The organism is Lysinibacillus sp. G1-3, assembly GCF_056322905.1.
Genome location: NZ_JBWHYQ010000005.1, coordinates 215229 through 229910 on the forward strand (window position 1 = coordinate 215229; position 14682 = coordinate 229910).

A 14682-nucleotide genomic window follows, 5' to 3' on the forward strand; every position below is an offset into this window, starting at 1 on the left:
TTTATTTTTAGGAAAGCATCATATAATTGGTATAGACAACTATACCGAATAAAGAAGTTGCCTGTAGCTTCAGTCAAGCTCCTCAAAAAAACGCTAGGGGGTGATCTATTGAAGAATACACTTTTAATTTCAAATGTTACGATCGTCAATCATGATGAAGCGCCGTTTAAAGGAGACATTCACGTTAATGATGGTAAGATTATTAAAATAAATCATAATTTGTCTGATAAGGCTGAGCGGTATATAGATGGCAAAGATAATAATTGGTTCCTGTTACCCGGCTATATTGATATGCACATACATGGCTCTGCCGGGCATGACGTGATGGATGCTACGCAATTTGCACTGCATCAAATGGCACGCTCTTTAGTTCAGGAAGGCGTGACAGGCTTCCTTGCTACTACAATGACGCAATCTAAAGAAGCAATTGAAAGCGCTTTAGAGAATGTTGGTCAATTTGAAAATAATGAGGATGAGGCAAGCTTATTAGGTATACATGTAGAGGGACCGTATATATCGAAAAAACGGGCAGGCGCACAACCAATAGAATATATTATTTTACCGTCTACGAAGCAATTTGCATACTGGCATAAAGTAAGTAAGCAACGCATTAAACAAGTTACCTTTGCCCCTGAGGTAGAAGGAGGCTTTCCATTTATTGAATCGTTAGAGGATTTAAATGTTATCGCTTCGATTGGCCATTCTGACGCTTCCATGGAAGAGGTGGATCGGGCAGTAGTATTGGGAGTAAGGCAAGCTACACATTTATATAACCAAATGCGCCCTTTCCATCATCGCAATCCAGGTGTCGTTGGTGCAGTGCTTTTAAATGATCTAGTAAAGACAGAAATTATTGCAGATTTCGTGCATAGTCATCCTCAAGCTATTAAGCTAGCGTATCGTATAAAAGGCGCGAAGGGTATTATCTTAATTACCGATGCGATACGGGCAAAAGGTTTACATCACGGTGATTATGATTTAGGTGGTCAAACCGTTCATGTTTCTAAGGATGGCGCCCATTTATCTAATGGGGCTTTGGCTGGTAGTGTACTAACGATGGAACAAGCGGTAAAAAATATGAAAGCAATCACCAATTGCTCATTGCAGGAAATTGTCGCAATGTCCTCTACGAATGCTGCTAAGCAATTACAACTTGCAACGAAAGGTCGTATTGCAGAAGGCTATGATGCAGATTTTGTATTACTAGATGAAAATTTAAATGTACAAAAAACTATTTGTCGGGGTAAAGTTGTATTTGAGAAATGAAAGTAAAGAGGCGATAAGGATGGTACAAGGTTTGTTAGATAAAAATTCTCATATACCTATTTATATACAAATAGAAGAGATCATTAAACAACGTATTTATTTAGAAGAATACAAAATCGGTGAAAATATACCTTCTGAGCGAGAGCTTTCTACGCAGTTTGATGTTAGTAGAATGACTGTTCGTCAATCTATCACAAATTTAGTCAATAGCGGATTGCTGTATCGTGAAAAAGGCAGAGGTACGTATGTCGCTAATCCAAAATTAGAACAACCGTTAAAAGGATTAACAAGTTTCACAGAGGATATGCGAGCTAGAGGGATGGAACCAAGCAGTAAAGTTTTACGCTTTGAGAAAATCCTACCACCAGTTGATATTGCTAGAGATCTCATGTTAGAGGCTGGTGAAGAGGTATTCTTCGTTGTACGAATTCGTAGTGCTGATTCCAAGCCAATGGCCATCGAAAGAACATATATTCCAGTAAAAATATATCCTGAATTAGATGAAAAGAAAATAATGGGGTCATTATACGCGTTAATTGAGGCAAAGTTCCATCAAAAAATTGGAAACGCTATTCAGCAAATGGAGGCGGCTATTGTTCTAAAAGAAGATAGTAAATTTTTGCAAATTAATCATACTGCACCGGTGTTAATTATTAAACGTACAAGTTATTTATCTGATGGAGTTCCGTTTGAGCTTGTGCGAAGTACTTACCGAGCTGATCGATACAAATTCATTAGTGAAATTAAAAGGTGATCTTATGGATGCATATTTTCTAGAAATTCAAAAGATAATGCAGATCGTTAAAGAGCAAGAATATGCCCAAATAAAAGAAGCCGCACAATTAATTGTACAAAGGCTTCAACGCGGAGGAATCGTCCAATTATTTGGTTGTGGCCATTCGCATCTTTTAGCGCAAGACGCATTTTATCGAGCGGGAGGGCTTGTACCTGTACGTCCTATAATTATTGAACCTCTAACATTACATGCAGGAGCAATGACATCATCAAAAAATGAAAAGGACCCGACGATCATTGAACAGTATAAAGATCATTTTGATTTTCATGAAAATGATGTTTGCATTGTTATTTCAACATCTGGGAGAAATCAAGCACCTATAGATGTAGCATTTTTAGCGAAAGAAGCGGGAGTACTTGTCATGTCTCTGCAATCGCTTACTTATTGCGAGCAAAAGACACGTCATCAAAGTGGGAAGCGCTTAGAGGAAATTGTAGATAAAGTGATCAATACGCATATACCAATAGGAGATGGTTTACTGCATCACAATGATATACAGTATGCCCCATCCTCTACAGTTATTGGTTCAATTATATTAAATATATTATTTAGTGAAGTCATTGAGATCATAGCTATATCAGACGAAGTATTACCCGTTTTTAAAAGCAATAATGTTGACTCGGATTCGTCTCATAATGAGGCTATGATTGCCTATTATCAACATCGAATAAAATTTAAATGACAAGCGGAGGGATATCTATGAAGAAAACATATAAAATAACAGCGCCGGAGGGACTACATGCTAGACCTGCAGCTTTACTTGTAACAGCAGTCACACCATTTGAGTGTGATGTTCAATTAACTTATAAAGAGAAATCAGTCAATTTAAAATCAATTATGGGTGTTATGGCACAAGGAGTAGCACCCGGAAGCATTGTAGAAATTTCAGCAGATGGGCCTGATGCTGAGAAACTTTTTCAAACAGTAACAGAATTAATTATTTCTAAAGGAATTGGAGAAGAATACTAAACATTAAAGGCATTGTTGTCTCTTGGGGCAAACTATAAAGAATCACGGTAGTTTGTAAGTGTAACTTTAATTGCGAGATATTCAATGTGGAAAGGGGGTCTTTTTTCTATGGAAATAAAAATAATCCCACCAAAAGATTTTTTACAGGTACATCAATTAAGAGATTATTGTTTTCCTAATAAGTATACTGGTGCGCGTCGAGATGATTTTCATTATTGGGTTGAGCATAGCACAACATTAGGGGCTTACGATGAACATAAAGTCGTTGGACAGCTCCTAATATTGCCACTCAACATGACAATTAATGGTAAAAATTATGATATGGGCGGAATTGGCTTTGTTGCAACCTATCCTGAGTATCGGCAACAGGGGATTATCAAAAAGCTTATGACAGAGGCACTGAAGAAAATGCGAGAGAATGGGCAAAGCATTTCTGTGTTAGCACCATTTTCTGTATCCTTTTATCGTTATTTTGGATGGGAATTATTTTTTGAGAAGCTACATTACACGATTCCACAATCGATGTTTCCTGCTTTCGGAAAGCAATTGGACGTTGTAAAACGTATGAGCTTTGAATGGCCAGAGCGTGATCTTTTTCAGGTGATTAAGGATTTTCATAATGCACAAGCACTTGTCAATAATGGAAGTATGCTTCGAAATGATGCGTGGTGGAAAAGAATAGAGAGAAGGATGCCTGATAGCCATTTTGCGGCATAATTTAACGATGATAAAATTGCAGGTTATATTCGTTATAAAATTAAGGATGAGACGTTTGAGATTCATGATTTTATTGCTGAGGATTTACTTGCAGAACAAGCGATATGGCGTTTTATAACGTCGCATGCGGCGAGTGTAAGTAACATTAAGGGAGTTACCTCTAACAACCACCAATTTGGCTTCTATTTTAAAGAGCCACAGTTTAAAAAGGAAGTCGTTCAAGATGTGATGGTTAGGATCGTTGACGCTTTGAGGTTTATGCAACATTATCCGTGGGGTGATATTCAGGAGCCGCTATATATTCAAATTGAAGATGCGTTTTGTAGTTGGAATGAACACGTATTTCAAATAAATAAAAGTGGAGATGTCTCGATAATAGAGACTAATTCTATCCCAGAAATGCATATGTTAACATTAACAATTAATCTTTTTTCAGCAATGATGGTTGGCTATTTAACTGTAAAGGATGCGGTTATGTATACAAATAAACATTTGACTGAAGACATAATTGATCGATGGCAGCTTGCATTACCCTCTATTAAACCAGCATTTTATGAGTACTTTTAAGAAAAGCGTTCATGAATGAATAACTATCGGATAATTGGTTCTGAAAATTTAAATTTTTTTAAACTTTTTTCTGGACTATACCACTTAAATGAATCCTTTCAGTAGTCTGGAACAACGGTATAGCCCAGTTTTTAAAACCATTTCTTGAGGAAAAAAATAGTGTAAAAAGGATATTGTGGTATATACCAATAGGTGCTATTCTCAACTTAAGAAAGCGATTTCATACATCTTTCAGCAAATCCAAACATTCGCTGAAGTAGAGGAACTCAGTCTAAGAACGCCACGTCCTGTGGCAATTTATCTGTGCGAAAGCGAAGCGGCAGCAACACAAGACTGAGTGACCAACGTCGTGTTGGCACAAGCCTCGGGCCGATTCCGGACGCAATTATGCCAAGGCGTAATTGATAGATATTATCGCTAGAAAGACGAACTTAAATTACAAAGAGGAGTGTTTAGATGAAAAACATTATGCTAGTGTGTGTAGCGGGAATGAGTACTAGTTTGCTAGTGTCGAAAATGCAGAAAGCAGCGCAAGAACAAAATATTGAGGCAGATATTTATGCAATTGCTGAAAGTGAGGTCGACAAAGTATTAGCTACTAAAATGGCGGACGTGCTGCTACTAGGTCCGCAAGTCCGTTACTTAAAAGGAACATTTGAAACAAAATACAAGGAAAATTTTCCTATTGATGTTATTAACATGATGGATTACGGCATGATGAATGGCGAAAATGTTTTAAATCAGGCGTTAAAGTTGATTGGTTAAGGGGGCTGCGGCAATGGAAGAAACAGTTTTGATGGAATCTATTATGGGACTGATTGTGCACAGTGGTAATACGAAAAGTGAATGTATGGAGGCGATCCAGCTAGCAAAAAAAGGACAGATTCAGGAAGCAAAGGAAAAAATACAGCTAGCTAATGATTCATTGATTGAAGCGCATCATTCTCAGACGGCTTTACTGTCACAAGAGGCAAGGGGAGAAAAAGTAGAAGTGTCAATGCTGTTAATTCATGCGCAAGATCATTTAATGAATGCCATTACGTTTCGTGATCTAGCATCAGAAATGATTGAGTTGTATGAAAGAATCAAAGGGGAGTAGCATCAAGCCTTGATGTCACAATAAAAAGTAAAGGGAGTGTGTGAAATGTTCCGTTTTTTAGAAGAAAAATTTGTGCCAGTTGCAGCTAGGGTAGGGAATCAGCGTCATTTAGTTGCCATTCGAGATGGTTTTATTACAATCATGCCATTGACAATTGTTGGATCACTTGCGGTACTAGTTAATAATTTGCCTATCAAATTTTATCAAAATGCACTTGATGCTATTTGGAAGCATGAAACTTGGACACAATGGGGCGGCAATATTTGGGGAGCGACATTTGGAATTCTCTCGCTATTATTAGCCTTTACCATTGCTTACAATCTTGCAAAAAGCTACGACAAGGATGGACTATCAGCCGGTGTCATCAGTCTTTCCAGTTATATGACATTTGGAACTTTTGCTGAAGGTGGATTAACAGGGTTAACAACAGGTACAGGCGGTTTGTTTATAGCCATTATTGTTGCTTTGCTGTCAACGGAAGTATTTTGTAGATTGTCTGGCAACCCTAAGCTATTAATTAAAATGCCGAATGGTGTACCGCCAGCTGTTTCAAAATCATTCGCTGCATTATTACCTGCAATTATTACAATTGGTTTATTTGCTCTAGTTCGTACAATTATTTCGGCAGGCTTTGATATTCCTGATATTGTAGGTTCATTCTACACAGCAATTCAAGAGCCGTTTATGGGCTTAACGAATACATGGGTTGCGGCTTTAGTTTTAGCATTCATTCCTACGTTTTTATGGACATTAGGTGTTCACGGTGCTAACATAATCGAACCATTTATGCAAACAATCAATTTACCAGCTATTGAAGCGAATGTAAAAGCCATTTCATCTGGAGAAGTAGCGCCATACATCGTAAATAAACCATTCTTTGATGCCTTCATCAATATGGGTGGTTCAGGTACGACTATAGCACTTATAATTGCTATTTTCATTATCGCTAGAAAGAATAAACAATATAATACCGTCGGAAAATTGTCGGCAGCACCAGGCCTATTCAATATTAATGAACCATTACTTTTCGGTCTTCCAATCGTGTTAAACCCAGTGTTATTTGTACCGTTTATTTTGACACCAATGGTTAACGTAACAATTGCTTTCTTTGCAACGAAGTGGGGCTTTGTGCCGGCAGCTACGGTTTCTCCTCCGTGGACAACGCCACCGATTATTAATGGATTCTTAGCGACTCAATCTTGGCAAGGAGCTGTTCTTAGTATTGTTTTACTGATTGTCGCAGTATGTATTTATTTACCGTTTATTTCGATGGCAAACCGGATCGCAAAGCAGAATGAACAGCGAGTCGCAGTATCAGAGTCTCAAAACGAACAGCAAGTTACAAAATTAGAAAATCAAAAAGTAGAAGTGTAATTGTGAACTAATGGAGGTATTTGCAATTGAGAAGATTAGGGATTTCACTATATCCTCAGCATAGTACACTAGAAGATATGAAGCGGTATGTTCGGCTCGCTCATGATAATGGTTTTGATCGAATATTTACATGTCTTATGTCGTTAAATAACGATCAGGAGCGACAAAAATTACAACAGATAAACAAATTTGCGCAGCAGCTTGGCTTTGAAATTTCAGCTGATATTGCACCAGCTGTTTTTGAAAGTTTAGGCTTAACGTATAAAGATATTGGGTACTTTAAAGAGCATTATCATTTAGCGGCATTGCGCTTAGATATGGGTTTTTCGGGCCAGGAAGAAGCGTTTATGTCCCTCGATGCAAGTAATTTGAAAGTAGAGTTAAATATTAGTAACGGTACTAAATATGTAGAAAATATATTATCCTATCAACCGAATAAAGATAATATTATTGGCTGCCATAATTTTTATCCTAGACGTTTTACAGGTCTATCACGCCAACATTTTTTACAAACGTCTCAACAATTTAAAGCTAATCATATTCGAACAGCAGCAATGATCTCATCTCAGCATGCTATGTTTGGACCTTGGGAAGAAACCGAGCATGGCTTACCAACATTAGAAGAACATCGCCATTTGCCAATTACTGTGCAAGCGAAGGATTTATGGCACACTGGCTTAATAGATGATTGTATTATTGGCAATATGTATGCTTCTGAGGAAGAATTACGTGCATTAGGCCAATTAAATCGTCATAAGCTAGAGCTGAAGGTTGAACAGTCTGTTGAAACGTCAATTTTAGAAGAAGCAATACTTTTTAAGGAGCCGCATTTTAATCGTGGTGATGTTTCGGAGTACGTAATCCGTAGTACGCAATCTCGTGTTAAGTATAAAAATGGTGACTTCCCTGTACACGATAGTCGCCCATTAACATTGGGGGACGTGACAATCGATAATAATTTAGATGTTCGTTATAAGGGCGAGCTCCAAATTGTTTTAAAGGAAATACCGAATGCCGGGTCAACAAATGTTGTGGCTAGAGTTGTAGAAGAAGAACAATTTTTATTAGCACATATTCAGCCATGGGCATCATTTGGCTTTACGAAATGATTACAGGAGAAGGGATTAAGCCATTCGTTAATAGTGCTTAATCTCTTTTTTTATGGTTCATCACCTAAAGTCGTGGATGACATTTGTTATAACATATACTATGAAAATAAGTTGATTGGAGTGGAGACTGGGCAACTCCTAGGGGATGAGTGATAGGGGAACGAAGGCTAAGAGCATCACATCCTGTGATAACGCCTTCGTGACCAACATCGTGTTGCCCCGACGCCCCCAGGAAGCTTTGCTCTGTGCGAAAGCGTAGCGACAGCAACAATTGTTTTAACTGTGCGAAAGCGTAGCGACAGCAACAATAAAGCGCCCAGTCGGAACGGAAATCAACCACACGTTTTGGTGTGATCCTTTTTTATTTTGATTAACAATGTTTTCGATAGTGACAACTAACAATTAAGCCAGGGCGAAATTGATGGAGAAGAAAGGAGTAAAAAAATGTATGTATTAGCGATTGACGGTGGAGGAACGAAAACGTCAGCAGTGATTTGTGATGAACTCGGCAATATTTATACAAAAGTAGTAACGACTCGAAGTAACCCTACAGCAATGGATGTTCAATATTTTCAGTCAACGATTCATAATATACTGCAAAATTTACAACAACAAAATTCGCAAGTTTTTGCAGCTATCGATAGTTGTTTTGCTGGCATGGCTGGGGTCAAGGAGCTACAGGCAGAAAAAGTTGTAGAAACGATAGTACGCCAATACGTTCCTAAAACAACAAATGTTTTTGTTGATAATGATGCTCTAATTGCACTTTATGCAGGCACACTTGGACATGCAGGCATTGTGCAAATTGCTGGGACAGGCGCTATCACAATGGGCTACGATCATGAGCATCATTTTCATAGAGTAGGGGGCTGGGGTTATCTTTTTGATGATGAGGGCAGTGGCTATGATTTAGGTATTCAAGTGCTGAAGGCTATTTTTCAAAGCTATGATGGCCGAGGAGACTCAACAGCATTGACAGATGTTATACTACGATATTTTTCTGTGGAAAAAGTACCACAATTAATAGAGTGTATATACGGAGAAGAACATCCTCGGACAGTGATTGCACCGTTAAGTAAATATGTTTTTGAAGTGGCAGAAAAAGGAGATCGTGTCGCTACTAAAATCATGGAGGATGCTTGTAAGAACTATTATGTGGCGATAAAAGCATGTTACTCCCATATGGCTTGGAAGGAAGGAGAGGTACCTGTTGTATTAGTGGGAGGCGTTTTTAAGAATGAAGCGTATTTTTTACAAGGATTGCAGCAATTTGCACAAGCAGACGGAATACCATTGCAATTTATGGCGCCAATCTTACAACCAATTGGTGGGGCAGTAATTGCGGCTTTCAAGCAAATAAACGTTCAGCTTGGCGCAGATTTTGTGGAATCTTTCTCTAAAAATTATGAACAAGAATAAAAGCGAGAAGATGAAAGGCAATTGAATGACGTTTTGTTCAATTGCCTTAAAATTTCGGCATCTAGCTTTAAATCGTGTCCTACATATAGATTTTTGTGGACTTAATTCAAACTTTACATACTTAATAAGTATTCTAACTTCCTTCAGCGGATGTCACGGAATCGGAAAGGAGTTCAATATAGGATGTTAGCCTAAAATCATCGCATCCATGCGATAACGGCTATCTGACCTGCATCGGTAAAAGCGCCACTTCCTGTGGCATTACCGAAATGACCAACATCGTGTCGGCCCTCACGCAGGCCTAAGCACAAGGCCGATTCTGGACGCAATTATGCCGAGGCATAATTGATTTAGTAGAAATACTTAATTTTTTTTATTATAATTTTTACTTGATGAATATCGTGATAAAATGTAAGATAAGTTTGATTTTATCTTAGTATATAACTAGGTTTACTAATGAAGTAATCAGTGGAAGGTCTTTATCTACCGCTGATTATTCATTTTCACTAATAGTGCTTTTATGGGCAGTTATATAGTGCTCATTAAAAGCGGAATCAAAATTCAACAGACGGAGAGTGTAAGGATGTTACATCAATTTTCACGTAATGAGCTCGCTATAGGAACAGAGGGACTCGAAAAATTAAAAAATACAACAGTAGCCATTCTTGGTGTAGGCGGTGTAGGTTCATTTGCTGCTGAGGCATGTGCACGAAGTGGTATTGGTCGCATTATTTTGGTAGATAAGGATAATGTAGATATTACAAATGTTAATCGTCAATTAGTTGCCTACCTTTCAACGGTCGGAAAATCTAAGTCAGGTGTCATGAAAGAGCGTATTGCTGATATTAATCCAGAATGTGAAGTAATTGATATGCACATGTTTTACACAGAAGAAACATATGAGCAATTTTTCGCACAAGGCATAGATTATGTCATTGATGCAAGTGACACAGTGATGTATAAAATTCATCTTATGAAGGAATGTTTAAAACGAAATATACCGATTATTTCTAGTATGGGTGCGGCCAATAAAATGGATCCTACTCGTTTCCAAATTGCGGATATTTCAAAAACGCATACGGACCCATTGGCTAAAATAATCCGTACGAAATTACGGAAGGACGGTATTCATAAAGGAGTAACGGTTGTTTTCTCGGATGAGAGTCCGATTGTAGTTCGTCCAGATGTAGTGGAGCATGTCGGAAAACCGGATGCAGCTATCCGCAAAGCAAAAATGCCGCCATCTTCCAATGCCTTCGTTCCTTCAGTGGCAGGTTTAATTGCAGCGAGCTGGGTAGTGAATGCAATCGTAAAGGATGTAAAAATTACACGTGTACAAGGCTAATGCACTTTTGATAGTTGGTTGATAAATTCAAAATGATCATCGGTAAAAATAACAATATCTATCGATAAACTTAAATAATTTCTCGATAAAAATAAAAATGGTATCTCCTTAAGCATCGGTGGAAGAACGAAAATCACTATTAGTTATGCCGACGAACCATTTTGTGGAAGTAGCTGTCTTGTTGAAGACAGCTACTTTTTATATGTTACAATAGGAACGTTGTAAAAAAAGAGGTCTAAGATATTTGTTAGGTAGTTAATGAGGGAGAGACGGTCGCCTGAACGTTAGGGCAGCTTCACATTATGACTCCTCCAATATTTGCTGTAGAACCTATAAAAGGAGGCATTTTAAGATGGAGCAAATCTATCAAATGGAATATAGAGGCTTAAATCTATTCGATGAAATTAGCACAGTAGAATTAGCTATTGATGAAGAAGGGCAAACAATACACATTTTTGATGCTGGACAGGTTGTTAGCCCTATTTTTAATTTTGATGTTTCGGCTTACGAGCTATCAGATGGTTTTTACAAAATGGCGGATATACTCCGACATAAACGTATATTGACTAATCAGCAACCGGGTAATGAACTAACACTTAGTGAGTGGTTAATTACAAACACTGCCTATTTTTATATACCTCAAAAAAGAATAAAAAAATATGCGCAAGGAAGTATAAAAGAAATAATTGATCGAACGGAAGAGCAATCTTTATTTGATGATTATGTTCAAAGAACATAATTTTACCAGAATAGTTCGCCTAACGTGCTTAAAATGCTATTAATTCACGAAATTGTCTTATTTTTTTCATGTGACCACTTCTCTATTTGGTTTATTGCTATAATTTGAATAAATTCCAATAGATAATAGATCAATTTGTTTGGAATGTACACGACTGCTTAGGGAAGTAGAAATGGCGTTTAGAAAACAAATGAGAACATCGGAGAGTGGTAAAATGGAGATTCAAGTAATTCGTGATCATTTAGATATTGTAAAACTTCAGCAGAAAATGAATGATATTGTATTTGACTATTTGGATACATCTAATAATTATCCAAAGGCTATGAGAGGACTAAATCCTTTATATACACAAGTTACAACATATTATAAAGAGTATTTAGATAATAGGGCAGGAGAATTGCCAAGTGCCAATACATATTGGCATTTGTTTATAGATTGTTGTGCAAAGCTTTGCTATTTTTTAGCGGTATCAACTTATTATTCCTCTAATGAGTTACAAAAAACACCTGAAAAAGTTGAGCAATTATTAACAATTGCAGCCTATTCTTTACCTAGTATTGACCAGGAAGAGAATGAACAATTATTATCTGCGATTTTCGCACTTTATAGCGAAGTCGTAAAAGATGAAGAGAAAACTGTATCACTGCAAAATGCAGTACTTGAACAAAAAGGTGCAGTCAAACAATGTATGCAACAATTTAAACTATTTGTTGAGCATGAATTTACAGAATAATATAGGAGTGATTTATCATCACTTTTAGATAATAGAATAACAGTTTAGAATCTGCTTACTTTTTGCGGTTAATCCATTAATCCTTATAGCACGCTACTTTGCGAGGGATGATGGGGTTTTCTGATTGTTAAAGTTTTGCAGATTTTTTTGTTGCTGTTAATAGATTATTGAGAGAAGAATGGTATACAAGTGTTAAAATTTTGTTGTATGAAAATAAAAAAAGGACTTTTTTCTTAAAAGGTATTTATAAATTTTTGTCGAAATATAGTTAAAAAATTGAAAATCTATGTGTAAGATTTTTCATCATTGTTTTGTTAAAAGAAGTGGCGGCACAATTATGTCGAGGCATAATTGATTGGAAGGGGGCTGTTCAATGTTAATAAATGGTATCGACATCGATGTAGCGAAATTAGAAAATCCACTCTTATTAGTAAGTGAGGATGAGGAATTATTATTTCTACGGCTTATACAACAAACACTCGAACATGAGCTTATTCAATGCGAATTAGCTCTCGCGACAAGAAAATCTATCTCATTAGTTAGAGATTTTTGGTTGGCATTGTATAAAGGTGGAGAAAAATTATATATCAACAGTGAACATGCTCTCCTATATCCAATTCGTTTAATCATATTCGAACTTGTGACACAAGCTGAGTACTTTAAACATTTGTCGAAAAAATCTATTGGTGATGAAAGTTTGTCACTTATTTATGCCATTATCCTAGTACAATTTGTCTTACGGTGGATAAAGGAACGGTTTAGTGATAACAAGGAAGTAAATGAGGCATTAAAATTATTATATAGAACTACAGATGAAAATGCGGAGGATCAACTCTCTCCGACAAGGGAGCAATCAATAGGTCAAGCGATTGCTGTAAAAGCAATTCGCTTTGAAGTACGGGAGAACTCTCAGGAATTTGCTAGTCTACTGTATCAAACTTATAATTTTCTTCATTATTTACATGATGAGCAGAAAGAGACGACTAAATTATCTGCAATTAGAAATATGGAAGATATATTGAACCGATTTTACAATAACCGTTACACAACAAATAAGGAGACTTTTACAGGATGATTGCTTAGACTCTTTCTGTTTTTAGGAATTAAGGAAATAAAAAAAGGCACTTCTAGTTCAAATTGAGGTGCCTACTTTTATGAAAAAACAGTATATTATGATTTTCAGTTAAGATAATCAAGTAAAGATATTACTTTTCATCCTTATGAAAAGATTTAAGCTTTTCGTAGATTACTGCCATTCGTTTTTCTTCACCTGCAATAACAGGTTTATAAAATTCTGTGCCTACTAGCTCATCAGGTAAATATTGCTGGTCAACCCAACCACCAAACGTGCCAATAGGGTTGTTGTGGGGATATTGATAGCCTACGTGACCTAAATCTTTTGCTCCCTCATAATGAGCATCGCGTAGATGATGAGGAATATCGCCAGTTTTTCCTTCATGAATGCTGGCAATAGCGGCATCGATGGCTGCAATTGCAGAATTAGATTTGGATGCAAGGCACATTTCAATAACAGCACTTGCAAGCGGGATACGTGCCTCAGGTAGCCCTAAACGCTCTGCCGCTTGTACAGCCGCAAGCATATGTGGTCCTACATCAGGATTGGCAAGGCCTATATCTTCATAAGCCATCACAAGTAAGCGTCGACTAACAGCTACTAAATCACCTATTTCCAATAAATGAGCTAAATAAAACAATGCTGCATTCGTATCACTTCCGCGAACAGATTTTTGCAACGCAGATAGCAAATTATAAAAATGAGATCCCTTTTTATCACCATAAACACCAATTCTCCCGATAAGATGCTTAAGAATATGATCAGCAGCAATTGTTCGACCATCGACTTCATCACTTGCATAATAAAGCGATTCAAGCAAAGTTAATGCCTTCCGAGCGTCACCATTAGCTGCTTCAGCAATTTGTTCAATTTGAGGATCTGTTAAGACAAAATGATGTTTACCTAGCCCGCGTTTCTCATCAGAAAGTGCATTTTTTATAAGTTCGATGATATTTTCTATCGTTAAACGTTGTAGTTGGTATATTTCTCCGCAACGTGAGCGGATAGCGGGATTTACATCATGGTATGGATTTTCCGTCGTAGCTCCAATTAACACGATTGAGCCATTTTCCACATGTGGCAACAAAGCATCCTGCTGTAATTTATTAAAACGATGAATTTCATCTAAAAAAAGAAGGACTTTTCCTGAGATTCTAGCTTCTTGTACAATATCCTCGACATCCTTTTTACCAGCGCGAGTAGCATTAAGCGCGAAAAAGGGAAGGTTCGAGCTTCCTGCTATGGCATTCGCAATTGACGTTTTGCCGATACCTGGCTCACCAAATAGTAGCATGGATGGGACGTGCTCATTTTGAATCATTTTATAAAGAGCGGTATTAGGACCGATAAAATCTTGGTGTCCTACAATTTCATCAAGGGTTAAAGGACGCATGCGATAAGCGAGTGGTTCATTATGCATTGAAAATTCCCCCTTTCAACTGTTTTTATTGATTTTCAACTTATTTCAGCGGGT

General features: G+C 37.2%; 16 protein-coding genes. 15 read left to right on the forward strand and 1 reads right to left on the reverse strand.

What is annotated here, in order from left to right:
- Positions 1-108 precede the first annotated feature (108 nt).
- From nagA to ACVYAD_RS07105, 15 genes are all read left to right on the forward strand, one after another.
- Positions 109-1266, forward strand: a complete 1158-nt coding sequence (nagA, locus tag ACVYAD_RS07035) for an N-acetylglucosamine-6-phosphate deacetylase (protein ID WP_476425448.1) — start codon at positions 109-111, stop codon at positions 1264-1266.
- A 31-nt stretch (positions 1267-1297) separates the two neighbouring features.
- Complete coding sequence (locus ACVYAD_RS07040) at positions 1298-2020, forward strand: GntR family transcriptional regulator (RefSeq protein ID WP_476425500.1); 723 nt, start codon at positions 1298-1300, stop codon at positions 2018-2020.
- Positions 2021-2024: 4 nt separating this feature from the next.
- Entirely contained in the window at positions 2025-2744 is a 720-nt protein-coding gene (locus ACVYAD_RS07045; RefSeq protein ID WP_476425501.1) for a sugar isomerase domain-containing protein, read from the forward strand.
- Positions 2745-2761: 17 nt separating this feature from the next.
- On the forward strand, positions 2762-3031 hold the full coding sequence (locus ACVYAD_RS07050) for an HPr family phosphocarrier protein (RefSeq protein ID WP_349660033.1): 270 nt from the start codon (positions 2762-2764) through the stop codon (positions 3029-3031).
- A 108-nt stretch (positions 3032-3139) separates the two neighbouring features.
- Positions 3140-3748 (forward strand): GNAT family N-acetyltransferase, encoded by a 609-nt coding sequence (locus ACVYAD_RS07055; protein WP_476425449.1) that lies wholly within the window; start codon positions 3140-3142, stop codon positions 3746-3748.
- A 15-nt stretch (positions 3749-3763) separates the two neighbouring features.
- A complete protein-coding gene (locus ACVYAD_RS07060; RefSeq protein ID WP_476425503.1) occupies positions 3764-4315 on the forward strand; it encodes a GNAT family N-acetyltransferase in 552 nt (183 codons plus the stop codon).
- Positions 4316-4771: 456 nt separating this feature from the next.
- Positions 4772-5080 carry a PTS sugar transporter subunit IIB gene (locus ACVYAD_RS07065; RefSeq protein ID WP_197145023.1) on the forward strand — a complete coding sequence of 103 codons (309 nt, stop codon included), beginning with the start codon at positions 4772-4774 and terminating at the stop codon, positions 5078-5080.
- A gap of 13 nt (positions 5081-5093) precedes the next feature.
- The gene (locus ACVYAD_RS07070; protein WP_197145022.1) at positions 5094-5414 is read left to right on the forward strand and encodes a PTS lactose/cellobiose transporter subunit IIA; all 321 of its coding nucleotides are present in this window, start codon (positions 5094-5096) and stop codon (positions 5412-5414) included.
- 45 nt (positions 5415-5459) lie between these two features.
- Positions 5460-6788: a PTS sugar transporter subunit IIC gene (locus ACVYAD_RS07075; RefSeq protein WP_476425452.1), complete on the forward strand. Its 1329-nt coding sequence runs from the start codon at positions 5460-5462 to the stop codon at positions 6786-6788.
- A 26-nt stretch (positions 6789-6814) separates the two neighbouring features.
- Positions 6815-7897: a DUF871 domain-containing protein gene (locus ACVYAD_RS07080; RefSeq protein WP_349660036.1), complete on the forward strand. Its 1083-nt coding sequence runs from the start codon at positions 6815-6817 to the stop codon at positions 7895-7897.
- 444 nt (positions 7898-8341) lie between these two features.
- Entirely contained in the window at positions 8342-9316 is a 975-nt protein-coding gene (locus ACVYAD_RS07085) for an N-acetylglucosamine kinase (RefSeq protein ID WP_476425454.1), read from the forward strand.
- 583 nt (positions 9317-9899) lie between these two features.
- The gene (locus tag ACVYAD_RS07090; protein WP_349660038.1) at positions 9900-10661 is read left to right on the forward strand and encodes a tRNA threonylcarbamoyladenosine dehydratase; all 762 of its coding nucleotides are present in this window, start codon (positions 9900-9902) and stop codon (positions 10659-10661) included.
- A gap of 352 nt (positions 10662-11013) precedes the next feature.
- Positions 11014-11400, forward strand: a complete 387-nt coding sequence (locus ACVYAD_RS07095; RefSeq protein ID WP_349660039.1) for a hypothetical protein — start codon at positions 11014-11016, stop codon at positions 11398-11400.
- Positions 11401-11614: 214 nt separating this feature from the next.
- On the forward strand, positions 11615-12133 hold the full coding sequence (locus ACVYAD_RS07100; protein WP_476425455.1) for a hypothetical protein: 519 nt from the start codon (positions 11615-11617) through the stop codon (positions 12131-12133).
- A 373-nt stretch (positions 12134-12506) separates the two neighbouring features.
- The gene (locus ACVYAD_RS07105; protein WP_349660041.1) at positions 12507-13208 is read left to right on the forward strand and encodes a hypothetical protein; all 702 of its coding nucleotides are present in this window, start codon (positions 12507-12509) and stop codon (positions 13206-13208) included.
- Between the two features lie 130 nt (positions 13209-13338).
- Here the strand turns inward: ACVYAD_RS07105 and ACVYAD_RS07110 are convergent, their stop codons facing one another.
- On the reverse strand, positions 13339-14628 hold the full coding sequence (locus ACVYAD_RS07110; RefSeq protein WP_476425457.1) for a replication-associated recombination protein A: 1290 nt from the start codon (positions 14626-14628) through the stop codon (positions 13339-13341).
- Positions 14629-14682 lie beyond the last annotated feature (54 nt).